The sequence below is a fragment of the Isoptericola jiangsuensis genome (genome assembly GCF_002563715.1).
Classification (GTDB): Bacteria; Actinomycetota; Actinomycetes; order Actinomycetales; family Cellulomonadaceae; genus Isoptericola; species Isoptericola jiangsuensis.
Map to the genome: position 1 here is coordinate 3,032,364 of NZ_PDJJ01000001.1, position 25,233 is coordinate 3,057,596.

The following is a 25,233-nucleotide window of genomic DNA, read 5'->3' on the forward strand; positions in this document are numbered from 1 at the left end:
CATGGCAGTGACCTGGCGGGCCGTGGCCCTCGCGGCGCTCGGCGTGCTCCCGGTCGCGCTGTGGCCCGTCCCGGGCACGGCCCTCGCGTGGGGGCTGCTCGTCGTGCTGGCGTGCGCCGTCGACGTCGTGCTGGCGGCGTCCCCGCAGCAGGTCGCGGTCCAGCGGTCGACCCCGACGTCGGCGCGTGTCGGGGTCCCGACGACGTCGACGCTCGTGATCACGCACACCGGTGCCCGCCGGCTGCGCGGCACGGTCCGCGACGCGTGGCCGCCGTCGCTCGCCGTGGACCGCACCGCTGACGGGCTGACGCCCCACACCGATCCGGCGACGGTCACGGGCACGGCCCGGCACGACGTCGACCTGCGACCCGGTGGCGCGGTGCGGCTGCGCACGCCGCTGCTGCCCACCCGGCGCGGGCAGCGGCCCGCCGGCCCGGTGACGGTCCGCACGGTGGGGCCGCTCGGCCTCGCCGGGCGGCAGCGGTCCCTGCCGGTCGGCGGCACGCTGCGGGTCCTGCCCGAGTTCGCGTCCCGACGGCACCTGCCCAGCCGGCTCGCCCGGCTGCGGGAGATGGACGGCCGGGCCGCCGTACAGGTGCGCGGCGAGGGCACCGAGTTCGACTCGCTGCGCGAGTACGTCGTGGGCGACGACGTCCGCTCGATCGACTGGCGCGCGACCGCCCGGGGCGGCGACGTCGTCGTGCGCACTTGGCGTCCCGAACGGGACCGGCGCGTCGTCGTCGTGCTCGACACGGGGCGCACGTCGGCCGCCCGGATCGGGCTGCTCGACGACGGCTCGGTCAACACGGGCGGCACGCGCCTGGAGGCCTCCATCGAGGCCGCGCTGCTGCTGGGGGCGCTGGCCGACCGGGCCGGCGACCGGGTGCAGGTGCTCGCCTACGACCGGGCCGTGCGGGCGCAGGTCGCCGGCGCGTCCGGCCCACGGCTCCTGCCCGCGATGGCCGAGGCGCTGTCCACGGCCGAGCCGGTCCTGCTGGAGACCGACTGGCCGGGCCTCGTCTCACAGGTGCGCTCGCGCGTGTCGCAGCGCTCCCTCGTGGTGCTCCTCACCTCCCTCGACCCGGCGGCCGTCGAGACCGGGCTGCTGCCCGTCGTGGACCGGCTGACGGGCACCCACCAGGTGGTGGTCGCCGCGGTCGCCGACGCCGAGGTCGCGGCGATGCGTCAGGAGCGCGACGACTCCGAGACCGTCTACGCGGCGGCCGCGGCGGCCCGCGCCGACCTGGAGCGCACCGCGGTGGCCACCGTCCTGCGCCAGCACGGCGCCGAGGTCGTGGAGGCGCTCCCGGCCGACCTCGCCCCGCGGCTCGCCGACACCTACCTGGCGCTCAAGGCCGCCGGACGCCTCTGAGTTCCGCCCCGGCGGGGGTCAGCCGGCCGTCGGCAGGACGGCCCCCGCCCGGTCGGCGTCGAGGTCACCCGTCTCGCCCGCCCGCACCGCGCGGCGCCCCAGCACGAGGAAGTACGCGAGGAACACGGCGAGCGCCAGGGCGCCGACGACGATCTTCACCCACCAGGGCAACGACGACCCGGTGACGAACCCCTCCACGAGGCCGGACAGCGCAAGCGCCCCGACGAGGCCCACGACGACCGTGAACAGGGCGCGGCCCTCCGTGGCCAGCGCGTCGGCCCGGCGTCGCGGCCCCGGGGACACCCACGCCCAGAAGATCCGCAGGCCGGCGGCCCCCGCGACGAAGATCGCGGTGAGCTCGAGCAGGCCGTGCGGCGTGATGAGGGTGAGGAACAGCCCGAGCTCGCCGTGCGCGGCCATCATGCCGCCGATCCCGCCGATCGCGACGGCGTTGTTGAGCAGCACCCAGACCGGCCCGATCCCGGTGATGCCGAGCGCGATGGTCTGCGCCGCGATCCAGGCGTTGTTGGTCCACACGACCGCGGCGAAGGACAGCTTCGGGTCGTAGTAGGACGCGAAGGCGTGCCGGACGTACTGCTCCTGCTCCGACGGCGTCCCCATCGCGGCCAGGGCCTCCGGGTCCGTGGCGACGCGCACCCCGACGACGACGGCCACGGCGAGGAACGCGAGGGTGACGGCGAGCGTCCACCAGCGGATCCGGTACAGCGCGGCCGGGACGGTGACGGCGACGAAGCGGGTGACGTCGCTCCAGCCGGGCTCGTGCGCGCCGGCGATGCGGGTGCGGGCGCGCGCCAGCAGGTCGGACAGGCGCGCCACGGTCACCGGGTCGGGTGCGGCGGAGCGGACCGTCGACAGATGGGTCGCGACCGCCTGGTAGAGCCGAACCATCTCGTCGGCCTCCGCCCCGTCGAGGCGGCGGCGGCGCACCAGCTCCTCGAGGCGGCGCCACTCCGGTCCGTGCACGGTGCTGAAGGCGTCCAGGTCCACGGGCGCTACCCTGCCACAGGTGACCCGTCGGCCGGGTGACCGGCGGTGCCCCCGCAGCGGGGACCGCCGACCCACGACTGCGGAGGTTCGGTGGACCAGGGAATCGTCATCGGCGAGGGCGTCGTCCTCGAGACCCGGCCCGCGTCGTTCGCGTCCCGCGCGGTGGGGGCGCTGCTGGACGTCGTGGTCACGCTGGTCCTCGCGTTCGGTGCGCTCTACCTCGTGACCGGCACGGCCGTCGCGGGCTCGGAGCTCGTCCTGGACCCGCAGTGGGGCCAGACGCTCACGGTCGTCCTCGTGGTGACCCTGCTCGTCGTGTGGCCGGTGACGTTCGAGACGCTGTCGCGCGGCCGGTCGCCGGGCAAGCTCGCGATGGGTCTGCGCGTGGTGCGCGACGACGGCGGCCCGGTGCGGTTCCGGCACGCGTTCGTGCGGGCGCTGGTGGGGGTGTTCGAGCTGTGGCTCACGTTCGGGTCGGTGGCGGTCGTGGCGTCGCTGTCGAACGCGAGGGGGAAGCGGCTGGGTGACGTCCTCGCCGGGACGTACGCGGTGCGGGTGCGCAGCTCGCGCGGCTGGACGACGCCGCTCGTCCTCGCGCCGGGCCTGGGGGCCTGGGTGGAGGGCGCCGACATCCGCCGCCTGCCCGACGGACTCGCGCTGGAGGTGCGCCAGGTGCTCGACCGGGCGCCCCGGCTGTCCCCCGAGTCGCGGCGGCAGCTCACCGACGCCCTCGCCGGTCAGGTGGAGCCGTACGTGGCGCCGGGGCCGCCGCCCGGCACCCCCGCGGAGCTGTTCCTGCACGCGGTCCTGCACGAGCGCCGGCGTCGCGAGCTGGAGCGGGGCGAGGTGGAACGGGACCGGGCCGCCGCGCAGGCCGCCGTCCTGCACCGCCTCCCCTACGGCGTCCCCGACCCGCGAGGCTGATTCGTCAGGTTTCCGTCCCAATTCGCCGCAGGGTCTAGGCGCGGGCCCGACGAGCGCCCTAGGGTGACCGCCATGCGCACACACCTCACGCGCCTCGGTGCCGCCGCCGCTGCCGCCGCCGTCGCCCTGACCCTGTCGGCCTGCTCCGCGCAGGACGAGACCGTCGTCGCGTTCTGCGACGCGTTCGACTCCCTCGAGGCCCTCACCGGCCAGCCCCAGGACGCCGACGACGACGACCCGGCCGCCGCGGCCGCGGCCCGGCTCGAGACCGTCACCGTCGAGATGGAGGGGATCGACCCGCCCGCGGAGATCGACGCGTCCTTCACCCTGGTCACCGAGCACTTCCGCGCCCTGTCGGACGCCACGGCGAAGTCCCTCGCCGTGCCCGACGACGAGGCCGAGCAGACGGCGGTCGCCGAGGCCTCGCAGCGGATGACGACGGCCGAGTTCACCGACGCGACGGCCGAGCTCGACGCGTTCACCGAGGAGCACTGCTCCTGACCCACGACGACGCCCCCTGCCGCGGTGTGCGGCAGGGGGCGTCGTCGCGCGGGTCGAAGCCCGGCGTTCCGGCCCGCGACCGGCTCAGTAGCGGTAGTGCTCCGGCTTGTACGGGCCCTGGACGGGCACGCCGATGTAGTCGGCCTGCGCCGGGCTGAGCTCGGTGAGCCGCACGCCGAGCGCGTCGAGGTGCAGGCGCGCCACCTTCTCGTCGAGCACCTTCGGCAGGCGGTACACCTGACGCTCGTACTGCCGCTCCTCGGCAGGGCGGGCCATGTCCGCGAACAGCTCGAGCTGACCGATGACCTGGTTCGCGAACGAGTTCGACATGACGAACGACGGGTGGCCCGTCGCGTTGCCGAGGTTCAGCAGGCGCCCCTCGGACAGCACGATGATCGAGCGCTCCGCACGACCGTCGCCCGCCGGCAGGGTCCACTCGTGGACCTGCGGCTTGATCTCCGTCTTGACGATCCCCGGCACGGCCTCCAGGCCGGCCATGTCGATCTCGTTGTCGAAGTGGCCGATGTTGCCCACGACGGCCTTGTCCTTCATGGCGAGCATGTGCTCGACCCGCACGACGTCCTTGTTGCCGGTCGTCGTGATGAAGAAGTCCGCCTCGCCGACGACGTCCTCCAGGCGCGCGACCTGGAAGCCGTCCATCGCGGCCTGCAGCGCGCAGATCGGGTCGACCTCGGACACGATGACGCGCGCGCCCTGGCCGCGGAACGCCTCCGCGGCGCCCTTGCCGACGTCGCCGTAGCCCGCGACGAACGCGACCTTGCCGCCGATGAGGATGTCCGTGGCGCGGTTGATGCCGTCGGGCAGCGAGTGCCGGATCCCGTACTTGTTGTCGAACTTCGACTTCGTCACCGAGTCGTTGACGTTGATCGCCGGGAACAGCAGCTCGCCCGACTCCGCGAGGTGGTAGAGCCGGTGCACGCCCGTCGTGGTCTCCTCGGTGACACCGCCGAGCTGCTGGGCGATGCCCGTCCAGCGCAGCGGGTCCGACTCGAGCGCACGCCGCAGCACGCCGCGCACCACGTTCATCTCGTGCGTGTGGTCGGGCTCCCCCGGCAGGGTGTCCGGCGGGACGATGCCGGCGCGCTCGTACTGCAGGCCCAGGTGGACCAGCATCGTCGCGTCGCCGCCGTCGTCGAGGATGAGGTTCGGACCCTCCTCGCCCGGCCACAGCAGGATCTGCTCGGTGCAGTCCCAGTACTCCTCCAGCGACTCGCCCTTCCAGGCGAACACCGGTACGCCCTGCGGGTCGGCCGGGGTGCCGTGCGGGCCGACGACGACCGCCGCGGCCGCCTCGTCCTGGGTGGAGAAGATGTTGCAGCTCGCCCACCGGACCTGCGCGCCCAGCGCGACGAGGGTCTCGATGAGGACGGCGGTCTGGACGGTCATGTGCAGCGAGCCCGCGATGCGGGCGCCGCGCAGCGGCTGGGCCGCGCCGAACTCCTCGCGCAGGGCCATGAGGCCCGGCATCTCGTGCTCGGCGAGCCGGATCTGGTGGCGGCCGGCCTCGGCCAGCGCGAGCGAACGGACCTTGTACTTCCCGAAGACCTCGTCGAATCCGGGCGCGGTCGCGGGTGCCGACGTGGTGTCGGTCATGGGTGCCCTCCTGGGACGTCGTCGTGTCGTGTCGCGCACTGGGGGCTCCCGTCGGCGCAGGCCGCGCCCTGGGCGCGATCACCCCAGGGTAGTCCGCCCGCGCGCCCGACGGCGGCCCCTCTCGGGGTGACATCGGCGGGACGACGACGGGCCGGCACCCGCAGGTGCCGGCCCGTCGCACGGGTTCGTCAGCCGTTCTTCGAGGCGCGGTAGCCGGCCTCACGCGCCGCCGACGCCGTCGTGAAGCACTCCTCGGGGTTGGTCACCTCGTACCAGCGGCCGCCGGGCACGTGGTAGATCCAGTCCGTGCTCCCCCGGTTGCCCTTGATCGGCGCCCAGCCCGGGCAGTCCCATCCGTCGGGCGACGTGCTGGTCGGGCGCACGCCCGCCTTCACGACGAGGGTCTGGGTGCGGGTCTTCGTCCTGACCTCGCCCCGCTTCTGCCGGGTCACGGAGTCGTACCGCTGGAAGCGCACCTTGGTCGTGACGCGGTACGTCCCCGGCGCCAGCCTCGCCTTGCGCACGTTCTTCGCGACCGTCGCGCCCGTCGACGTCTTCTTCACGGTGATCGTCTTCTTCCGCACCGACACCACGCCGGTGGTCGCCACGCGCGGCTTCACCGTGGCCTTGCCGCCGTACGGGGCACGCTTCGTGGGAATCTTCCTGATCGTCAGCTTCGGGACGACCTTCGTCGCGGCCACCGTCGTACCGACGGGGGCCGCGGTCGCGGCGGGGGTGGCGACGGCGAGCGAGCCGCCGGACAGCAGGGCGCCGATCGTGACGGCGGCGAGGAACGTGCGCATGAGGGGTGCTCCGGGTCGTGGCCGCGGCGCGGCCGGGTGGGATGGCGCGGGGGCGGGTCGCGCCGCACGGCGCGGCCCGCCCCCGCGGGGACCGTCGGTCAGTTCAGACCGTCGACGTACTGCGTCGTGGGGCCGAACTCGGACTCGCCGCTCCAGTCGGTGATCGCCCAGATCCCGCCGCGCGCGGTCGCGGTCGGGACCGTGGCCTCGATCACGACCACTCCGCACCCGTCCTCATCGATCCCGTAGTCCGACTCCGTACCCGTGTACCACGCACCGTTCGACGTGCGGTAGCGGGAGTAGAGGTCCCAGTACGGCGTCGAGGAGACGTCGTCCGACAGCGCGCACGCGGCGACTCCGGCGACGAGCCAGGTGGTGCCGTCACCCATGTTGACGGCCTCGGTCGGGCTCACCATCTGGAGCCAGTAGTTGCCTACGTAGGCGGTCTCCGCGGGGTACGGGTCCGACTCCGTGGAGTCGACGAGGAGCCCGGCGGCCTTGCTCGTGGCAGACCCGCCGGAGTTCTTCACGACCACGCGGTACTCGGCCAGGGTGTCGACAGCGCGCGCCGTGAACGACAGCGCGGACGTGGTGCGACCCGAGAGGTTCTTCCACACGTCTTCCCCGAAGGCGCGGCGCTGCCACTGGTAGGACAGACCCGAGCCGCTCGCCGTGACCGAGAATCGAACGGTGTCACCGGCCAGGACGTAGGTGTTGTCGGGCTGATCGGTGATCCGCGGGGCGACGCGGGTCACGGTGGCGGTGGCCGCGCTGGCGCGGGTCTTCGTGGTGTAGCCGGCGCGCTTGCCGGTGACCTTGACCGTGATCTTGTCGCCGAGCTGGGCGGTGGTCACCTTGAACGAGGTGCCGGTGGCGCCGGAGATGGCGCGGCCGTCGGCGTACCAGCGGTACGCGAAGCTGCTCGGCGCGGGGGTCCAGGTGCCGCGGGTGACCTTGAGGGTGGAGCCGACCTTGGCGGTCCCGGAGATCTTGGGCGTGGCGGCGCTGAACGTGCCGGCGGCGACCGTCTTCTTGGCGCTCTTGCGGACGACCTTGGCGTGGCCGGGGCGCTTGCCGGTGACGACGAGCTGGAGGGTCTTGCCCCGGTGCGACGCCTTGGGCGTGAAGGTCTTGCGGGTGCCGACGGTGGTGCCGGCGACCTTCCAGGCGTAGGTGAGGGTGGTGCCGGACGGCCAGGTGCCGGGCTTCGCGGTGAGGCGGGAGCCGACCTTCACCGTGCCGGAGATGGTGGGGGTCGTCTTCGACGCGGCGACGACGTGGACGCTCGAGGCGACGGGGGCGACGGCAGCCGTGGCGGTGGCGCCGAGGCCGGTCGTGGCGAGGGTCGCGGCGGTGAGGGCCGCGACGAGGCCCGCGCGCACGCGCGCGCGAGGGGACAGCGTGATCTGCAACAGATCCTCCGGTGGGAGGGGGCGGGAGGCCCGGATGTGGGGGTTGACATCGCGCGGCAGGAAGCGCCTTCCGGAGCTGCGGTCGTCGCAGGCTCCGTGCGGGGTCGGGAGAATGCTAGGCGCGCCGTGCGACGCCCCTCGCCGCCCTGCGGCCCTCAGCGGGAAGTTCACCCGGCACCGTGGGCAACCTCACCCGCAGGGCGCGGTGACGTGGGAGCTTCGCGCGGTACGTCCCCCTCCGTCGCGACCGTTATCAATCCGTGATCTATGGTGGATCGGGATGCCGACGACGAGAACACCGACCACGAGCCCGCAGACCTCCGCCGCACCGCCGCGGCTGCACCTGCTCGACCTGCTGCGCTTCGGCGCGGCGGCGGCCGTGCTGGTCTACCACTTCACCGCGACCCCGACCGCCTCCCACTACTGGGGCCAGGACGTCCCGACGCTGTTCGGCGGCCTCAACGAGGTCACGCGGTACGGGTGGCTCGCCGTCGAGGCGTTCTTCGTCATCAGCGGCTTCGCGATCCTGTGGAGCACGCAGGGGCGCGGCGTCGCGCAGTTCGTCGGCTCGCGGGTCGGCCGCCTGTACCCGGCGCTGTGGGCCTGCGTCCTCGCGACCGCCGTGCTGCAGGCCTTCTGGACCGACGGACGCCGGCTCGGCTGGGGCGAGACCCTCGCCAACCTCACGATGGCGCCCGACCTGTTCGGCGCCCAGCTCTCCCAGGTCGTCTACTGGACCCTGCTCGTGGAGCTGAAGTTCTACGTCCTGGTGGGCCTGCTGCTCGCGCTGGGTCCGATCACGCGGGGCCGCGCCCTGACGCTGGCGCTGGGCTGGCCCGCAGCCGGGATCGCGCTGCGCGCCCTCGGGTACCCGGAGGTGGCGGAGCACTTCGTCGTGCGGCACGCCGTGTACTTCGGCATCGGCATGGTGCTGTTCCTGCTGTGGCAGGACTCGCGCGACCGGGCCGCGGGTGCCGGACCGGACCGTCGCGCAGCCCTCACGACCGCCGCTGCGCTGGGACTGCTGCTCGCCCTCGCCGCCGCTCGCGTCGTCGAGTCCGCCGACGCGGCGTCGTCGCTGCAGGGCGTGCCCGTCAGCCCGGTGGTGGCGGTCGGTGTGTTCGCGGCGTCGGTCGCAGCGGTCTGGGCCTCGACCCGCCCGTGGGCACAGGTACGGCACCCGCGCCTCGCGGCGGCCGCCGTGACGGCCGGCGCGCTCACCTACCCCGTCTACCTGGTCCACACCCAGTTCGGGTGGGCGGTGACGCAGTGGCTGACCGGGCTCGGCGTCGGCACGGCCCTCACCCTGGCGGCGGCCTCCGCGGTCAGCCTGCTGCTGGCGGCGGCGATCCACCACGGCGTCGAGCGGCCTGCGCACCGGCCGCTGCGCCGCGCGACGACGGCGGCCTGCACGCGGCTCGCCGAGCGGTACCGGCGCCGGGTCGCCCCCGCTCCGGCATCGCCGAGGGTGACATCGGACACACACTTTCTTGGTGCAGATGTGACGCCGACCACGCCTCAGGTCACGCTACGGTAACGATTCTGTCGCCCGGATCAAGGGTCAAAATGTCGCAAAGCCCCAGCGTACAGCGCCGCAGAGGCCCCTGACCTGCCCTGACGCAGGGGTGGCGCTCCTCCACCCGGACGTTGCAGGGTAAAAGGGCTCCCTCGACGCGCCTCTGCCACTCGACGGCGCACGGCGCACCCCGCGCCGTACCGCGCGACAGGTGAGCGCCCTGTCACCGACACGGAAGGCGGCGAGTCCTGCCCACATGGCAGCCGACCCCAGCACCACCGTTCCCCCCACCACCACCCGAGCCACGACCTCCTCGACGCCACCCGCGGTCTCCGTCCGCGACGTCTACAAGGTCTTCGGCCCCCGCCCCGCCCAGGCCGTCGAGCGCCTGCGCGCCGGCGCCCACCGCGACGAGCTGAAGAAGCTCGGCACCGCCGCGGTCATCGACGCGAGCTTCGACGTCGCCCCCGGCGAGATCTTCGTCGTCATGGGCCTGTCCGGCTCCGGCAAGTCCACCCTCATCCGCATGCTCAACGGCCTGTGGACCCCGACAGCCGGCACCGTGCACGTCGGCGACGCCGACCTCGGCGGCGTCGGCAGGGCACGGCTGCGCGCCGTGCGCCGCGAGCGCGTCTCCATGGTGTTCCAGCACTTCGCGCTCCTGCCGCACCGCACCGTGCTCGACAACGCGGCCTACCCCCTGGAGATCCAGGGCGTCCGCCCCGCCGAGCGGCGCGAGCGGGCCCGGGAGGCGCTCGACCTCGTCGGGCTCTCCGGCTGGCAGGACTCCGTGCCCGGTCAGCTCTCCGGCGGGATGCAGCAGCGCGTGGGCCTGGCCCGCGCGCTGGCCGCCGACACCGACGTCCTGCTCATGGACGAGGCGTTCAGCGCGCTCGACCCGCTGATCCGCACCGAGATGCAGGACCAGCTCCTCGACCTCCAGGCGCGGCTCGGCAAGACGGTCGTGTTCATCACCCACGACCTCAACGAGGCCATGCACCTGGGTGACCGCATCGCGATCATGCGTGACGGCCGCATCGACCAGATCGGCACGCCGACGCAGATCCTCGACGCACCCGCCAACGAGTACGTGGCGCAGTTCGTCGCCGACGTCGACCGCTCCCGCGTCATCACGGCGGCCGCCGCCATGACCGCGCTGGACGACGTGCCTGGCGGCGCCGTCGGCATGGCCGACGGCCCGTCCGTCACCGAGGGCACCACCCTCGCCGACGCGCTGGCGCCCCTCGCCGACGCCGACGGCCCGCTGCGGGTCGTCGGCGACGACGGCGCCACGCTCGGCACGCTCGACGCCGACGACGTCGTGTCCGCGATGGCCAACCCGGCCGCGTCCTCGCCCGCCGAGGCCCCCGCCGCCGACCTCCAGACCACCACGGAAGGAGGCCGCGCATGATCCGCGCCGTCGCCGACACCGGCACGTTCGTCCCCCGCATCCCGCTCGGCGAGTGGGTCGACACGGCGGTCGACTGGGTCACCGCGACCTTCGACCCCGTCTTCGACGCGATCCGCGCCGTGTTCGAGGCCCTGTACGACAGCCTCGAGTGGGTGCTCGCCACCCCGCCGTTCATCGTCGTCGCGCTCGTCCTCGCCGCCCTCGCCTTCTGGGCCAAGGGCTGGAAGCTCGGGCTCGGCACCCTGGTCGGGTTCGGTGTCATCGCCGGCGTCGACCAGTGGGACAACGCGATGGACACCCTCGCGCTCGTGCTGCTGGCGACCCTCGTGGCGCTGGTGCTCGGCATCCCGCTGGGCATCTGGGCCGCGCGGGACGACCGGGTCTCCCGCATCGTCCGGCCCGTCCTCGACTTCATGCAGACGATGCCGGCGTTCGTGTACCTCATCCCGACCGTCGTCATCTTCCTCACCGGGCCCGTCGCGGGCCTCGTCGCGACGGTCGCGTTCGCCATCGCGCCCGGCGTCCGGCTCACCGAGCTGGGCATCCGTCAGGTCGACGCCGAGGTGGTCGAGGCCGGTCGCGCGTTCGGCGCCACGGACGGCCGCATCCTGCGGCAGATCCAGGTCCCGCTCGCGCTGCCGACCATCATGGCCGGCATCAACCAGGTCATCCTGCTGTCCCTGTCGATGGTGGTCGTCGCCGGCCTCGTCGGCGCACCGGGCCTGGGCGCCGAGGTCGTCGCGAGCTTCCAGCGCATCGACGTCGCGCTCGGCGCGGAGGCGGGCCTCGCCGTGGTCCTCCTGGCGATCTACCTCGACCGCGTCAGCTCCGCCCTGGCCGACCGGGCCCCCGTGGCCCGCGCCCTGGCCGCCACCCGCTGACCCCGCCCGGACCTGCGCACCCGGCACCCGCCGACGTGCGTCGCTCCGGTGCACCCCGACATCACCACCGCACCACCCCGACCCGGAAGGAACTCCCTGTGAACACCCGTCGACGCACCATGCGCCGCACCCTCGCCCTCGGCTCCGCCGTCGCGCTCACCGCCACCCTGGCGGCCTGCGCCACGGACGAGCCGGAGGACGCCGCCGCCGACGCCACCGGTCAGGACGAGACCGAGGTCTCGATCGGCATCCCGTCCGGCTGGGACGAGGGCATCGCCGTCTCCCACCTGTGGACCTCGCTCCTGGAGGACGCCGGCTACGAGGTGGAGACCCAGACCGCCGACGTCGGCGTCGTCTACACCGGCCTCGCCGGCGGCCAGTTCGACGTCACGTTCGACGTCTGGCTGCCCTACACCCACGCCTCCTACGAGGAGGAGTACGGCGACCAGGTGAGCGACCTCGGGGTCTGGTACGACCAGGCCAAGCTGACCATCGCGGTCAACGAGGACTCCCCCGCCCAGTCGCTCGCCGACCTCGCCGACATGGCCGACGAGTACGGCAACAAGCTCGTGGGCATCGAGGCCGGCGCGGGCCTGACCAAGATCACCCAGGAGCAGGTCGTCCCGACCTACGGCCTGGAGGGCATGGACTACGCCGTCTCCTCCACCCCGGCGATGCTCGCCGAGCTGAAGTCCGCGACGGACGCCGGCGAGAACGTCGCCGTCACCCTGTGGCGCCCGCACTGGGCCTACGACGAGTTCCCGGTCCGCGACCTGGAGGACCCGGAGGGCACCCTCGGTGAGGCCGAGGAGATCCACATGTGGGGCACCGACGACTTCGCGGACCGCTACCCGCAGCTCGCGGGCTGGCTCGCCGACTTCACGCTGACCGACGAGCAGCTGTTCTCGCTGGAGAACATGATGTTCAACGACGACGCGTACGCCGACGACCCCGAGGCCGCCGTCGACGCGTGGCTCGACGCGAACCCCGACTTCGCGAGCGAGGTCACGGGCGGCACGCTCTGACGTCCCCCGCCTCGACGGGCGGTCGACCGGTGACGGTCGGCCGCCCGTCGGCGTCCCCGGTGCCCGGCCGGGGAGCCACGAGACCGTTGCGTCGGGCGACAGGCACGGTACGGTGATCGGTGCCCGGGCCCCGACCCCGTCCGAAGGAGTGCGACCGTGGCGTTCAGCCCACCCCCCGCCCACCTGACCCGCCCCGACCTGCAGGGCGCGCACGGCATGGCCGCCGCCACGCACTGGCTCGCCGCGGCGAGCGCGCAGTCGGTCCTGGAGCGCGGCGGCAACGCGTTCGACGCCGCGACGGCGGGCGCCTTCGTGCTGCACGTGGTGGAGCCGCACCTCAACGGGCCGGGCGGCGACGTCGTCGCGATCTTCGCCACCGCCGCCGACCCCGGCCGCCCCGTCGTGCTCGACGGCCAGGGGCCCGCCCCCGCCGCCGCCACGATCGAGCACTACCGCGACGTCGAGGGGCTCGACCTCGTCCCCGGCTCCGGCGCGCTGGCCGCCGCCGTCCCCGGCGCCGTCGACGCCTGGCTCACCCTGCTGCGCGACCACGGCACCTGGACCCTCGCCGACGTCCTCGCCCCCGCGATCGGGTACGCCCGCGACGGGCACCCCGTGCTCGCCGCCGTCTGCCGCACCGTCGCCGGCGTCGCCGACCTCTTCACCGAGCACTGGCCCACCTCCGCCGCCCGCTGGCTCCCCGACGGGCGGCCACCACGGCCCGGCGACGTCGTCACGAACCCCGAGCTCGCCGCCGTGCTCACCGGGCTGGTCGACGCCGAGCACGCCGCCCGCGCGGCCGGCGACCCGCGGGACACCGCGATCGACGCCGCCCGCGACCGCTGGCGCGACGTCGTCGGCCACGCCGTCACCGAGTTCGTCGCGACGCCCCACCGGCACAGCGACGGCCGCGACCACGCCGGTGTCCTCGCCGCCGACGACGTCGCCTCCTACGCGGCCCGCTACGAGGACGCCGTCACCGTCGAGTTCCGCGGGCACACCGTCGCCAAGCCCGGCGCGTGGAGCCAGGGACCCGCGCTGCTCCAGGCCCTGCGCATGCTCGACGGCCTCGACGACGAGCACCTCGACCCCTCCACCGTCGCCGGGGCGCACACCGTGCTGGAGACCCTCAAGCTCGTGCTCGCCGACCGGGACGTCTGGTACGGCGACGACGACGTGCCCCTCGACCACCTGCTGTCCCCCGGCTACGCGCGCGAGCGTCGCGCCCTCCTCGGCGAGGTCGCGTCGCACACGATCCGCCCCGGCGACGTCCCCGGCCGCACCACCCCGCCGACGCCGCCGCTGCGGACCACCTACCCGGTCGACGCCCCCGCGGGCTCCCTGCCCGGCGCGTCCGCGGGTGTCGGCGAGCCGACCGTCCCGGTGACGCCCGTCGTCGCGGGCGACGGTCTCGAGACCGACGCGACCGGCCGCACCCGCGGGGACACCTGCCACCTCGACGTCGTCGACCGGTGGGGCAACATGATCAGCGCGACCCCGTCCGGCGGGTGGCTGCAGTCCTCCCCCACGGTGCCCGGACTCGGGTTCTGCCTCGGCACCCGCCTGCAGATGACCTGGCTCGACGAGAGCTCCCCGTCCCGCCTCGCGCCCGGAAGCCGCCCCCGCACCACCCTCACGCCCACCCTCGTGCTCCGCGACGGCCACCCCGTGCTCGCCTGCGGGTCCCCCGGCGGCGACCAGCAGGACCAGTGGCAGCTCCCGTTCCTGCTGCGCGTCCTCGCGGGCGGCTACACGCCCCAGCAGGCGATCGACGCCCCCACCCTGCACACGACGTCCGCCGTCGGGTCCTTCTGGCCCCGCACCTGGACGCCCGGCGGCGCCGTCGTCGAGGACCGCCTCGGCGCCGACGTCCTCACCGGGCTCGCCGAGCGCGGGCACCGCCTCACCCTCGCCGGGGACTGGGCGCTCGGCCGGCTGTCCGCCGTCACCCGCGACCCCGCCACCGGGGTGCTCGGCGCCGCCGCCAACCCGCGCGGCGAGCAGGGGTACGCCACCGGCCGCTGACACCACCGGTAGCATGGCGGGGTCCCCGCCACACGCCTCAGAAAGCGCCATCGAAGCATGCCGTTGCTCCGCGACATCAAGACATTCTCCGGGATCGTCACCTCCGCTTTCGACCGCCGTCGCAACCAGTCCGAGTGGGACCGGTTCGCCGAACAGCGTGGCCCGGTCGAAGAGAACTTCGGTGCGGCGATCTTCTTCCCCGACGGGCCTGTGAACGTCTACCAGCTTCGGCAGTGGTACGAGCCGATGCGGCACCTGGCCGAGCGACGCCCCGTCGCTGTGCTCGTGCGCAACGTCAGCACGGCGAACCTCCTCAAGGACGAGTGTCCGCTGCCGGTGCTGCTCCAGCCGCAGATCGGCCTGACGGAGCAGTGGCTCGCCGAGCACTCCGTCGGGGCGGTGTTCTACGTGAACCAGAACATCGTCAACTTCCGGATGATGCGGTTCCGCGACCCCGCCCACATCTTCATCAGCCACGGGGAGTCCGACAAGGACTACATGGCGTCGAACCAGCTCAAGGCCTACGACCACACGTTCATCGCGGGTCAGGCGGCCTACGACCGCATCGGCCGCCGCCTGGTGGACTTCGACCGCGAGGCCCACCTCCGGCGGATCGGTCGCCCGCAGGTCGACGTGAAGCACTCCGGCCCGGCCTTGCCCGACGACCACCGCACGGTCGTGCTCTACGCACCGACCTGGGAGGGCGACCGTCCCTCGATGCAGTACTCGTCGCTCGGTTCGCACGCCCCGGGAATGCTGGACGTACTGCTCACGACCGGTCAGCACCGGGTCGTGTACCGTCCCCATCCGCGCACCGGGGCGTTCGACCCGTCGTTCCGCGAGCTGCACGACGAGGTTGTCCGCAAGATCGAGGCCGCCAACGAGGCCGACCCCGACGCGAGCCACGTCGTCGACACCGACTCGGTGTTCGGCTGGCACCTCGCAGCCGCCGACGTCTGCGTCTGCGACATCTCCGCCGTGGCGTTCGACTTCCTCGCGACGGGCAAGCCACTTCTCCTGACCGAACCCGCGGCAGCAGCAGCCGAAGTGGATCGGGACGGTCTGCCCGGTCTGCTGCGGACCTTCCGTGCCGAGGACGCCTCGGACGTCCTCACGGTGATCGAAGCGGTCCGTGACGGCGGCGACCGCGAGCGCTACGGACAGATCGTCGAGCACTACTTCGGCGACACGACACCCGGGGTCTCGCTCCGAACGTTCCTCGACGTCTCGTCCGAGATCATCGACCGGCGTCAGAAGCTGGCCACCGAGGCGATCTGAACGGGACGACGAAGGCCCGGACCGGGGCGTCCCGGCGGTTTCCAGGGGTCCTCGCAACACCTGATGGTTATGTGGCCGTCAGTAGACCACGCAGACGCTCGGCTGGGGTATCCCAGTCGAGCGTCTTGCGTGGTCGGCCGTTGAGTTCCTGGGCGACGTGTTCGAGGTCTTCGGGCCCGTAGGCCCGCAGGTCGGTGCCCTTGGGGAAGTACTGACGCAGCAGACCGTTGGTGTTCTCGTTCGATCCGCGCTGCCAGGGCGAGTGCGGGTCGCAGAAGTAGACCGGCACGTTCGTGGCGATCGTGAACTGGCGATGGGCGGCCATCTCGCTGCCCTGGTCCCAGGTCAGCGAGCCACGCAGGTGCGCGGGCAGGGTCCCGATCAGCGGGACCAGAACGTCGCGGACCTCCTCGGCGGTGTGTCCACCGGGCAGATGTCCGAGGAGCACGTAGCGGGTGGTGCGTTCCACCAGGGTCACGATCGCGGACTGCGAGGCGGTACCCACGATCAGGTCACCTTCCCAGTGGCCGGGCACGGCCCGGTCGGCGACCTCGGCCGGTCGTTCGGAGATCATCACCATCTCGTCGGCGAACCGGGGCGTGCGCTGCTCCGCGCTACGGCGCGGCTTGCGGCGGGTGCGTCCGGTGCGCAGCGCGGCCGCGACCTCACGACGCAGCCCGCCGCGGGCCTAGACGTAGAGCGCCTGGTAGATCGTCTCGGTACTCACCCGCATGCTCTCGTCGTTCGGATACTCCTTGACCAGAGCGTGACAGATCTGTTCGGGCGACCACCGCACCGCGAGCTTGGCGGTCACGTACTGGCGCAGCGGACCATTCACGGCGAGCTTGGCCCGCTTGGGGCGCGCCCGAGACGCCACCCAGGACCGCTGGGCCGCATGGGGTCGGTAGACCCCGCCGGCCGACCGGGCGTCGATCTCACGCTTGATCGTCGAGGCCGGGCGCCCCAACGCCCGCCCGATCGCCCGCAACGAGGCGCCCTCACGGCGCAGGTCAGCGATCTGCTCCCGCTCCGCCAACGTCAAGAACCGTGGATCCAGCTCGGCCTCCAGCGCAGCGAGCGAGGGCGTGATGGCCACTTCCACATGAGTCGTCACGCCCGTGGTGTAGTCCACCCGGCGACCATCCGGGTAGATGCGAGCCCCGCGAGCCTTCCGTACCCCGGCGTCCCAGTCCAGCGCGGTACGCACGTTGACCCCGACCTGCTGCGCGGCCCGCCGCCGGGACAAACCCGTGCGGCGAAGCTGTTCGTACTCGACCCTGCGCGGATGCGGGCCACGCCCACCCTGCCCCTCAGAACGCCGACCAGCCTTCCGCACCCACCCGGCAGCCGTATGCCTGTTCACCCCGACCACGCGCGCCGCGATCGTCGCACTCGCTACCTCGTCGAAGACCTCGAAGAACCGCGCCCTGAGCTCTGGTGAAACCACGATCCCCGCAACCCCCTGAAATCCAGGGTGTTGCGGGGATCGCTAGAACCGGCCCCCGGCGGTCCGGGCCTTCGTCGTCGCGGGGAGCCCGAGGCGGATCAGCCGTCGAGGCGCCAGGGCCAGTCGTAGTACGGGTCCGCCACGGACCAGCCGTCGCCGTAGCGCTCGGCCAGGAACGCCTCGGGGTCCGCCGGGCCCAGCAGGTCACGCCCCTTGAACTCCAGCGGCGTCGGCGGCATCACCACGGACGCCGGGATGGTGCGCAGCTTCATGCCCTCCATGTGGAGCGTCAGGCGTTCACCGTCCACGAACAGCGGAAACACGTCCACGTGCAGGCCGGTCGACGGGTCGTGCAGATGAAAGTTGGTGTACGAGTTCGGCCGGGACACCTTCCAGCCGGCCTCACGCAGGTCCGAGCGCAGCTTCTCCAGCACCGGCTCCGCCGCCGCGCGGTCGGGCACCTCCAACGGGACCATGAGGTCCACGTCGTCGTCGTGGGCGAGGAAGTCCCGCTCGCGCACCGCACCCAGCAGCGTCCCGTACGCCAGCATGGTCGGGTAGCCCAGCCCACCGAGCAGCGCCGACGCCCTCTCGATCGTGTCGAGGTATCGAGCGGACTCCTGGCGGAGGCCGCTCTGGTCGACGATGCCGTGGCGCGACAGAATGGCCACCGGCGACCCCAGCACGGCACCGGCCCGGTTGACCTCGTCGGTGAGCCGTTCGAGACGGGCCCGGGTGCGCAGCTGGAGATGGAACGTGCGGATCGACGTCGCCGTGGACGGAAGCCGATGCCGCTCCGCGGCGAGCACATGGCCCAGCAGCGCCCAGTCGTCGTCGTCGAGGTCCTGCTCCACGGGCTCCAGCGGCACCAGGGACACCAGCAGCCGCTCCTCGACGGGATCGGTGGTGAGCAGACCCTCCTGGGCACGGGCGGCGAGGGCCGCGACGACCCGCCGACGTGCCGTCGCCGCCGACGCGACAGCGTCGAGATCAGACTCCGGGACCCTGATGCCCGTCAGGCGCTCGACGAGATCGAGCGTCCGACGTACGACCCGGTCGGAGTCCACCGTGACGACCGCACCGTGGCGTCCTGCGCCGTCCGCGACACCGACGGTCAGGCGCCGGTTGCGGTGGCCGAAACCGTCGAGCCGATTGAACACCCTCACCTCGTCGACAGCGACCGGGGCCTCGAACGAGACGCTCCACCAGGGGCCGATCTCCTTGGCGGTGCGGATCCCCCCGAGTGCGAACGGTGACCGGTCGTCCTTCGTCGTGTCCGAGCTCTGCTCCACCCGTGCCCCGGCCTTCGTCGGATCGACCCGACGACCGCGGCGGTACAGCTCGATGCCGCGCAGGTCGATCTGGCCCGGCTCGTCGGACGGCAGGAAGAGCCGCACCGCACCGACAGTGCCGGAGACCGGGACAGCGAGGTGGTTGGCAGCGATCCCGCCGAAGTATCCGAGCGACGGCAGCAGCGTCGCCGTCCCCGGCCGGTCGACGAGACTGCTGCGCTCGCGGCCCAGAGGCTCCGGACCGCTCGTCGCCTCGACCTCCACCTGCCCCTCCCCGGGGAGTTCCCCGGTCCGCAGCACGTGGACCGCCACGGAGATCCGTGACCTCAGGTTCCGAGGTGTCATGTCAGGACTCCGTCGTGAAGAGGTGCGCGAGGACTCGGGACGCCGCGGCGCCGTCGTCGTGGGGGACGAACTCCGCGACGAAGGCGTCGTAGTCGCCCCCGTGCGCGGCCCAGTAGTCGGCGCTCAGCGCCTCCACCAGGTGCGGTGTGCTGTCGCACAGCGGACCCGGCGCGAGGTCGGCCAGGTCGCGGTAGAAGCCGCGCGTCGTCCCCGAGTACAGCTCGAGGTCGGGCACGAGGAAGTAGATCGGACGACGCAGCACCGCGTAGTCGAACATGATCGACGAGTAGTCGGTGACGAGGGCGTCGGAGGCGAGCATGAGCTCGTTGACGTCCGGGTGGCGGGTCACGTCGATGACGGTGCCGGGCAGGGTGGTCGTCGCGCCCGCGGTGTTCGCGTGACCCCGGTACAGCACGACCGTCCCGGCCGGGAGCTGTTCGGCGTCCAGGTAGGAGACCCGTCCGTAGCCCTGCGACGCCGTGCGCAGGTTGTCCCGCCACGTCGGCGCGTACAGCACCACGTGGGTGTCGGGCGCCAGGCCGAGCTGCTCGCGCACGCGGTGTCGCGTGTCCTCCGCGTCCGCCCCGACGAGGCTGTCGTTGCGCGGGTAGCCCGCGACGACGACGTCCCCGGCGAAACCGAACGCCTCCGGGAAGATCTTCGCCGAGTAGTCGTTCTGCGCGAGCAGGAGGTCCCACCACGCGGCCTCGCGCTCCATGAGGCGTCGGTACGTGATCGACAGGTTCGCGTCCGGCACGTGGTTGCCGATGCGCTTGAGGGGCGTGCCGTGCCACGTCTGCACGTACACCTGCCCGGGGCGCTTGGTGAAGTACCACGGCCAGTTGTTGTTGTTGACGAGCAGCCGCGACCCGCCGAGCGCCTCGAACCAGGGGCGCGAGTACCGCAGCACCGGGGTGGCCCACTCCGGGACCGACGTCCGCAGGTCCGCGACCGACCAGTACTGCACCACCTCGGGGTGCGTGCGGTGCAGCTCGCGGCTCAGCGCGAGCGGTGAGTCACCGACGGTCCGCCCGCCGAACGCCTCGAACAGCGCGGCGTCCTGCAGCGGGCCCCCCGTCGCCCGGTAGGCGTCGATGAGAAGCTGCTGGTGGCGCCGGCCACGGGCGTCGTCCTCGAACGGCGGCCGCAGGGCGACCGCGAGGGCCGCACGGGGCGACGCCGTGACCTCGGCCCGGAGGTCGGCCACGTCCCGCTCGACGGGGAGCCGGCTCCACAGAGCCGTCGCGATGCGCACCGGGCAGGTGACGTCGTCGACGACCATGCTGAGCGCGAGCTGCGGACCGCTGGGCATCGGGATGCCGTGCCGGTCGACCAGGGGGATCACCACGCGGAACGCACCGCCCTCGGACACCTCCACCGGCACCGGGGCGGTCTCCGTGCCGCCGCCCACGAGGACGGCGCTCACGGCGCCCGTGCCGGGGCCGGTCGTGCACCAGCCGGTGACCTCCAGCCCGCCGTCGGTGAGCAGCACCTCGTCGGCCTGGGACACCACCGGGCCGGTCTCCAGCGTGACGTTGCCGTACTGCGACGTGGAGGTCGCGCCGAGCGTCCCGCGGGGCAGGACGAGGCTCGCGGACGCCTCCGCCCACGACAGCCGCACGGACTGCGTCGAACGGGCGCGGCGCATCGCGAACACCCACGAGCGCTCCTCGCCGACCCACGGCCCCAGGTCGAGCTCCGCGACCGTGGACGTGCCGTCGGCCGTGACGGTCGCCTCGACGGAGGCGTCGGTCGACGTCGCCAGGACGGTGGCCCCGGCGGGCAGCGCGTCCAGGGTGAGGCGCACCCGCGTGCCGTCGAGCTCCGCGGCACGCACCGGCACGCGGTTCGCCGTCAGCCGGCGCAGCACGAGCCCGGTGTCCGACTGCCGCTCCAGGCACCAGCGGCCGTCCCCGCCGAGGGCGTCGAAGACGGGCATGCGGCCCCGGCCGCGGTAGTCGGGCTTGGGGAGGGAACCGGTCGCCGACCAGCCGTCGACGGTGACCTCCACCTCCAGGGTGCAGCTGCGCCGCTCCAGCAGACCCAGGTCGAGCGTCGCCGTGAAGCCCGCCTGGGCGTGCTCGTTCCACGGGTCCTTCGCGAACGCGTCGACGGCGGGGTCGTCGCGCAGCTCGACCGCGGCCTCCACCCGCCCGCCGGCGTCGTCCACGGCGAACAGCCGCAGCGACACGTCCGAGCCCGCCGTGGTCGTGACGTTGGCGAGGTGGGCGCTGCCCTCCACCACCAGCGTGCGGTCCTCGATGCGCACCAGGTCGGTGCGGCCCCGCACCTCGGCGTCGCGCTCCAGCGACGCGACGACCTCGTCCGGAGCCAGCGCCAGCTCGTCGAAGAAGCGGTCCTGGACCACCGGCCTGCCGTCGACCACGTGGCCCGGCAGCTTCCAGGTCTGCGACTCCTTGCGCTGCACCAGGACCGCCAGGTCGTCCCGGTGGCCGTGATAGGTCGCGGCCGCCAGCAGACGGTCCGACACCGGGACCTCGGCCAGCACGTCGTAGCCGACCTCGTCCACGAAGTGGCGCACCCGGCCCTGCAGGAACTCCCAGTACTCGGCCGGGGTCCGGGGCACCTGCTCGTAGTACGGGCGCATGTCGAACCCGACCGTCTTGACCTGCCAGGCGCGCAGCAGGTCCGCCGGCGCGTCCTTCATCTCCTCGGCGAGCTCGTCCAGCATCGTCCACCGGCCGACGAGGTCCTTCATCGTCGACTTCTGCTGGGTGATGGACGTGCCGTCGTCACGGATGCGCCAGTAGCACACGACGTCGCTCAGCACGTCGAACGTGCCGTGCAGGTAGGCGCGGGCCGCCGGGACCTGGTCCTCGTAGAGACCGTCCGGGAACTCGCGCACGACCCGCCGGAAGAACTCGGTGCGGTACAGCTTGGTCCACGCGAAGACGTTCTTCAGCACCTCGGGGTCGTCCGAGAAGCGCAGCCCCTGCCGCGTCGTCGCGTGCAGCTTGCGCGCCCACGGCGGCATGAACCGGCCGTCCGACGTGTCCCGCACCAGCGAGCCGACGGCGAAGTCCGACCCGCTGCTCACCAGCGAGCGCAGCATCGTCTCGATCGACGTCGGGGGGATCGTGTCGTCCGAGTCGACGAAGCAGATCATCTGGCCGCGGGCGTGCCGGGCACCGGTGTTGCGGGCCGCGCCGAGGCCCGCGTTGGCCTGGCGGACGATCCGGACGCGATTGTCCTGGTCGGCGAACCGCCGAGCGACGTCGATCGAGCGGTCGGGCGAGCCGTCGTCGACCACCACGACCTCGAGGCGGCGGTGCGTCTGGGAGAGGATCGACTCCAGGCACTCCGCGAGGTACTCCTCGACGTTGTACACCGGCACCACGACCGACACGAGCATGGACCGGCCGGCGGCCCGGTGCTCCTTGACGGCCTCGCGGAGCCGGGTCGGCACGATCCGGGTCGCACGTCGGGCGGCCTTGCTGATGATCTCTTGCACCGTGTCGCGTCCTCGATGTCCTCGGCGGGCGGTGGCGCACCGGTCGTCGCGGCCCCTCGCCGCGCGTGCGCGCACCGGCGGACAGGCTACCGGAGCGCCCCCGCGCGTCACGACCGGCCGGCGCGGCGGCCGGTCGGCCGGCGACGGCCTCAGGCCAGGTCGTCGAGCCGCGCGAGCTCCGCGACGTGGGCCTCCCAGGCCTCCTCGCAGGCCCGCACGAACCGAGCCGTCGACGACCCCGGCGTGACGTCGCCCAGGTAGTACTCGACCAGCCGCTCCCGGGCGGCGCGACCGGGGTCCTCGCCGGCCTCGCGGGCGAGCAGGTCCGTCAGGCCGGGCAGGTCCGCGACGCCCAGGCGCGGGGTGATCTCCAGCAGGGGCGTGGCCGCCACCCGGGCCCAGGGGGCGGACACGTCGGTGACCACCAGGGGCCGCAGCGTCGGCAGCCACTCCGTGGACGCGGCCGAGATGTCGCACACCAGGACGTCGGCCTCGCCGAACGTGGCCGCGAGCTCGCCGTCCGTACGCACGCCGTGCCCCGCGGCGGGGTCCGCCGCGACGGCCCGCGCCACGATCTCACGGACCTCGGCGTCGGCGTCCGCATAGGCCCCCGAGCGCACGCCGCTCAGCGGGTGCGGGCGGTACAACAGGCGCAACCGAGGGTCCGCGATCACCGCGCGCGCCAGGTCGGGACCGAGCACGTCGAGCGAGCCGTACGCCACCGACGGGTTCGCACCCTCCCAGGTGGGCGCGTACAGGACCGTCGCCCGGCCCTCCGGGCGCGGCCGGGCTGCCAGGGGCAAGGCGTCGAGCTGGGGACGGCCGACCGGCACGCAACGGCCCTCCGCGTCGAAGTAGGGCAGGTTCCGCGAGAAGCGGTCGACCGCGGCCCGACCGGCGACGAACACCAGGTCGTACGCCTTGTGCTGGTTGGACACCGACACGGTCTTGTCGGAGTCGCCGTGCAGCAGGGACACGTGCACCACCTGCGCGAAGCTCAGCATCGTGAAGTTCTGCTGGCTGTGGTTGACGTACAGCGCCAGGCGCACGTCGCTGCCCGCGAGAATCTCGTCGAGCGTCGCGTGCCGGGCCACGACCACGACCCGCAGGGACGTCTCCGCGCGGAGCAGCCGCGCCGTGCGCGAGTCACCCGCGACGACGACGAGCGGCATGCGGCGGTCGAGCGCCTCGAACGCGCCGTACCACTGGCGGATCTGGTACATGCTCTGCGGCGGGTCGCCGAAGAACACGACCGCGCGGGCGTCCAGCGTCGTGCCCTGCAGCGCGTCGTCATCACCCAGCCCGTCGGGAACACCGCCGGGCAGCAGGCCGAGCCGACGGATGATCCGACCGCCGGACGAGCGGACCGCCCGGCGCAGTCCCGCGCCTCGTGCCGCGTCAGTCATGCGTCCACCTTCCCAGACGTGCCCGACCAGGTCGGGCGGGGTCGTCACATCATAGGAGCCCTGCACACGCCGCCGACGGCTCGTTTCCCCAGCCATGCGTCCGAACTTCGGACGTGCCCGCGAGCGTGGTCAACTACAGTCGGTCCTGGCACCTCGGGGTGCCGACCCGAGGTCCATGCCTGGCACGAGGCGAGCCGAAGGGTGCCGCACGGCCCCTGGCCCGTCCGTGATGCACGGAGGAGAAAGATGAGCAGCGCCGAAGCGGCCCGACCGACCCCCCTGCCCAACCGGGCGGTGTTGTTCCACATCGGCCTGATGAAGACCGGGACGACAGGCCTGCAGAACGCCGCCACCGCACTCCGCCCCGAGCTGCTCGCCCAGGGGGTGCGCTACCCCGGGCGTTCCGTCAATCATCGCAGCGCCGTCAACGACTTCATGGGGCATTCCTGGGGCTGGGGCACCACACCCGTCGCAGGCGCCTGGGCCAAGCTCCGGCAGGAGATCGACCGGGACACCGAGAACAAGATCTGGATCTGCCACGAGTTCGGTGCGAACGCCGACGACGCCACCGCGGCGCGGTGGCACGAAGAGCTCGGCGAGCGCGCGCACGTCGTCGTCACGCTGCGCGGCTACGGCTCCCTCCTGCCCTCGGTCTGGCAGCAGACCACCAAGGAGGGCGACCGCTGGCCCTTCGAGACCTGGCTCACCGAGATGCTGTCGGACGAGCCGTCCGAGGACCTGCGACCCTTCACCGACCGCCACGACCAGGGCGCCGTCGTGACCCGCTGGGCGAAGGCGTTCGGGCCCGAGAACGTCACCGTCGTCGTCGTCGACAAGTCCACGCCGACCCTGCTGTTCGACGCCTTCGAGGCGATGCTTGGCCTCGAGCCCGGTCTGCTGGGCACGGCAGAGCTCGACGCCAAGGCGTCGAACCGCGGCATGTCGGTCGAGGAGGCGGAGTTCCACCGCGTCCTCAACCTCAGGCTTCGCGACCAGCTCACGTGGCTCGAGTACTGCAAGTGGTTCCGCGACTCCGCCTCGACGTCCCTGCTGCGCCGTCGACGGCCCGGCCCTCACGACACGCGCCTCGTGCTGCCCCGGTGGGCGGCGGAACGCGCCGACGAGCGGGCCTACCGCTACGCCGAGCAGATCTCCGCCGCCGGCGTGCGGGTGGTCGGCGACCTCGAGTTGCTCACGGCCCCGGCACCGTCCGTCGAGGACCCCGTGATGACCGCCGACGTGGTCCCCATCGACGCCGCGGTCGAGGCGCTGCTGGGCGTGATGCGCCAGGGTCGCCGCGACGAGGCCCGACTCGACGCCGCACGGACCGAGCTCGAGCAGGTGCGGGCAGACCTCACGCGCACCCGGGCCGAGCTGAAGAAGGCACGAAGCGGGCGGGAAGCGGCCTCGTCGCGCTCGCTCGACGAGGCGAGCGGTCGAGAGCTCGCGCACGAGCTGCGCGCCCGCGTGGGACGCCGACTTCACCGCGGCTGACTCCAGG

The 25,233-nt window shown here is 73.1% G+C and carries 17 protein-coding genes and 1 pseudogene; 10 read left to right on the top strand and 8 right to left on the bottom strand.

What is annotated here, in order from left to right:
• The first annotated feature begins 1 nt into the window (after position 1).
• Positions 2 to 1,372 carry a DUF58 domain-containing protein gene (locus tag ATJ88_RS13705; RefSeq protein ID WP_098464306.1) on the top strand — a complete coding sequence of 457 codons (1,371 nt, stop codon included), beginning with the start codon at positions 2 to 4 and terminating at the stop codon, positions 1,370 to 1,372.
• An 18-nt stretch (positions 1,373 to 1,390) separates the two neighbouring features.
• Here the strand turns inward: ATJ88_RS13705 and ATJ88_RS13710 are convergent, their stop codons facing one another.
• Positions 1,391 to 2,380: a stage II sporulation protein M gene (locus tag ATJ88_RS13710; protein WP_098464307.1), complete on the bottom strand. Its 990-nt coding sequence runs from the start codon at positions 2,378 to 2,380 to the stop codon at positions 1,391 to 1,393.
• 90 nt (positions 2,381 to 2,470) lie between these two features.
• On the opposite strand from ATJ88_RS13710, the gene ATJ88_RS13715 reads away from it, so the two are divergent.
• Positions 2,471 to 3,304 (top strand): RDD family protein, encoded by an 834-nt coding sequence (locus ATJ88_RS13715; protein WP_098464308.1) that lies wholly within the window; start codon positions 2,471 to 2,473, stop codon positions 3,302 to 3,304.
• A 72-nt stretch (positions 3,305 to 3,376) separates the two neighbouring features.
• The gene (locus ATJ88_RS13720; RefSeq protein ID WP_141538688.1) at positions 3,377 to 3,805 is read left to right on the top strand and encodes a hypothetical protein; all 429 of its coding nucleotides are present in this window, start codon (positions 3,377 to 3,379) and stop codon (positions 3,803 to 3,805) included.
• A gap of 84 nt (positions 3,806 to 3,889) precedes the next feature.
• Here ATJ88_RS13720 and ahcY read toward each other — a convergent pair whose 3' ends face one another.
• From ahcY to ATJ88_RS13735, 3 genes are all read right to left on the bottom strand, one after another.
• On the bottom strand, positions 3,890 to 5,419 hold the full coding sequence (ahcY, locus tag ATJ88_RS13725) for an adenosylhomocysteinase (protein ID WP_098464310.1): 1,530 nt from the start codon (positions 5,417 to 5,419) through the stop codon (positions 3,890 to 3,892).
• A 188-nt stretch (positions 5,420 to 5,607) separates the two neighbouring features.
• Positions 5,608 to 6,222, bottom strand: coding sequence for a sunset domain-containing protein (locus tag ATJ88_RS13730; protein WP_098464311.1), 615 nt, complete (start codon positions 6,220 to 6,222; stop codon positions 5,608 to 5,610).
• 98 nt (positions 6,223 to 6,320) lie between these two features.
• Complete coding sequence (locus tag ATJ88_RS13735) at positions 6,321 to 7,634, bottom strand: hypothetical protein (RefSeq protein ID WP_098464312.1); 1,314 nt, start codon at positions 7,632 to 7,634, stop codon at positions 6,321 to 6,323.
• Positions 7,635 to 7,914: 280 nt separating this feature from the next.
• Between ATJ88_RS13735 and ATJ88_RS13740 the strand changes: the two genes are divergently transcribed.
• The 6 genes from ATJ88_RS13740 (at position 7,915) to ATJ88_RS13765 (ending at position 15,770) form a co-directional block, all read left to right on the top strand.
• Positions 7,915 to 9,171, top strand: a complete 1,257-nt coding sequence (locus tag ATJ88_RS13740) for an acyltransferase family protein (RefSeq protein ID WP_211287518.1) — start codon at positions 7,915 to 7,917, stop codon at positions 9,169 to 9,171.
• 235 nt (positions 9,172 to 9,406) lie between these two features.
• Positions 9,407 to 10,561 carry a quaternary amine ABC transporter ATP-binding protein gene (locus tag ATJ88_RS13745; RefSeq protein ID WP_098464313.1) on the top strand — a complete coding sequence of 385 codons (1,155 nt, stop codon included), beginning with the start codon at positions 9,407 to 9,409 and terminating at the stop codon, positions 10,559 to 10,561.
• Positions 10,558 to 11,442: an ABC transporter permease gene (locus ATJ88_RS13750; protein ID WP_098464314.1), complete on the top strand. Its 885-nt coding sequence runs from the start codon at positions 10,558 to 10,560 to the stop codon at positions 11,440 to 11,442. The genes ATJ88_RS13745 and ATJ88_RS13750 overlap by 4 nt, the downstream gene beginning before the upstream one ends.
• A 98-nt stretch (positions 11,443 to 11,540) precedes the next feature.
• Entirely contained in the window at positions 11,541 to 12,467 is a 927-nt protein-coding gene (locus ATJ88_RS13755; RefSeq protein WP_245852438.1) for a glycine betaine ABC transporter substrate-binding protein, read from the top strand.
• A gap of 156 nt (positions 12,468 to 12,623) precedes the next feature.
• The gene (locus ATJ88_RS13760) at positions 12,624 to 14,492 is read left to right on the top strand and encodes a gamma-glutamyltransferase family protein (RefSeq protein ID WP_098464315.1); all 1,869 of its coding nucleotides are present in this window, start codon (positions 12,624 to 12,626) and stop codon (positions 14,490 to 14,492) included.
• Between the two features lie 57 nt (positions 14,493 to 14,549).
• On the top strand, positions 14,550 to 15,770 hold the full coding sequence (locus tag ATJ88_RS13765) for a CDP-glycerol glycerophosphotransferase family protein (RefSeq protein WP_098464316.1): 1,221 nt from the start codon (positions 14,550 to 14,552) through the stop codon (positions 15,768 to 15,770).
• Between the two features lie 67 nt (positions 15,771 to 15,837).
• Here the strand turns inward: ATJ88_RS13765 and ATJ88_RS13770 are convergent.
• From ATJ88_RS13770 to ATJ88_RS13785, 4 genes and pseudogenes are all read right to left on the bottom strand, one after another.
• Positions 15,838 to 17,016: pseudogene (locus tag ATJ88_RS13770) on the bottom strand (IS30 family transposase).
• Between the two features lie 299 nt (positions 17,017 to 17,315).
• Positions 17,316 to 18,854 (bottom strand): LicD family protein, encoded by a 1,539-nt coding sequence (locus tag ATJ88_RS13775; RefSeq protein WP_098464317.1) that lies wholly within the window; start codon positions 18,852 to 18,854, stop codon positions 17,316 to 17,318.
• A gap of 1 nt (position 18,855) precedes the next feature.
• A complete protein-coding gene (locus ATJ88_RS13780; protein ID WP_098464318.1) occupies positions 18,856 to 22,326 on the bottom strand; it encodes a bifunctional glycosyltransferase/CDP-glycerol:glycerophosphate glycerophosphotransferase in 3,471 nt (1,156 codons plus the stop codon).
• A gap of 149 nt (positions 22,327 to 22,475) precedes the next feature.
• Complete coding sequence (locus ATJ88_RS13785; RefSeq protein WP_141538689.1) at positions 22,476 to 23,732, bottom strand: glycosyl transferase; 1,257 nt, start codon at positions 23,730 to 23,732, stop codon at positions 22,476 to 22,478.
• 246 nt (positions 23,733 to 23,978) lie between these two features.
• Here ATJ88_RS13785 and ATJ88_RS13790 point away from each other — a divergent pair, with 246 nt between their 5' ends.
• Positions 23,979 to 25,226: a hypothetical protein gene (locus ATJ88_RS13790; protein WP_098464320.1), complete on the top strand. Its 1,248-nt coding sequence runs from the start codon at positions 23,979 to 23,981 to the stop codon at positions 25,224 to 25,226.
• The last annotated feature ends 7 nt before the right edge of the window (positions 25,227 to 25,233 follow it).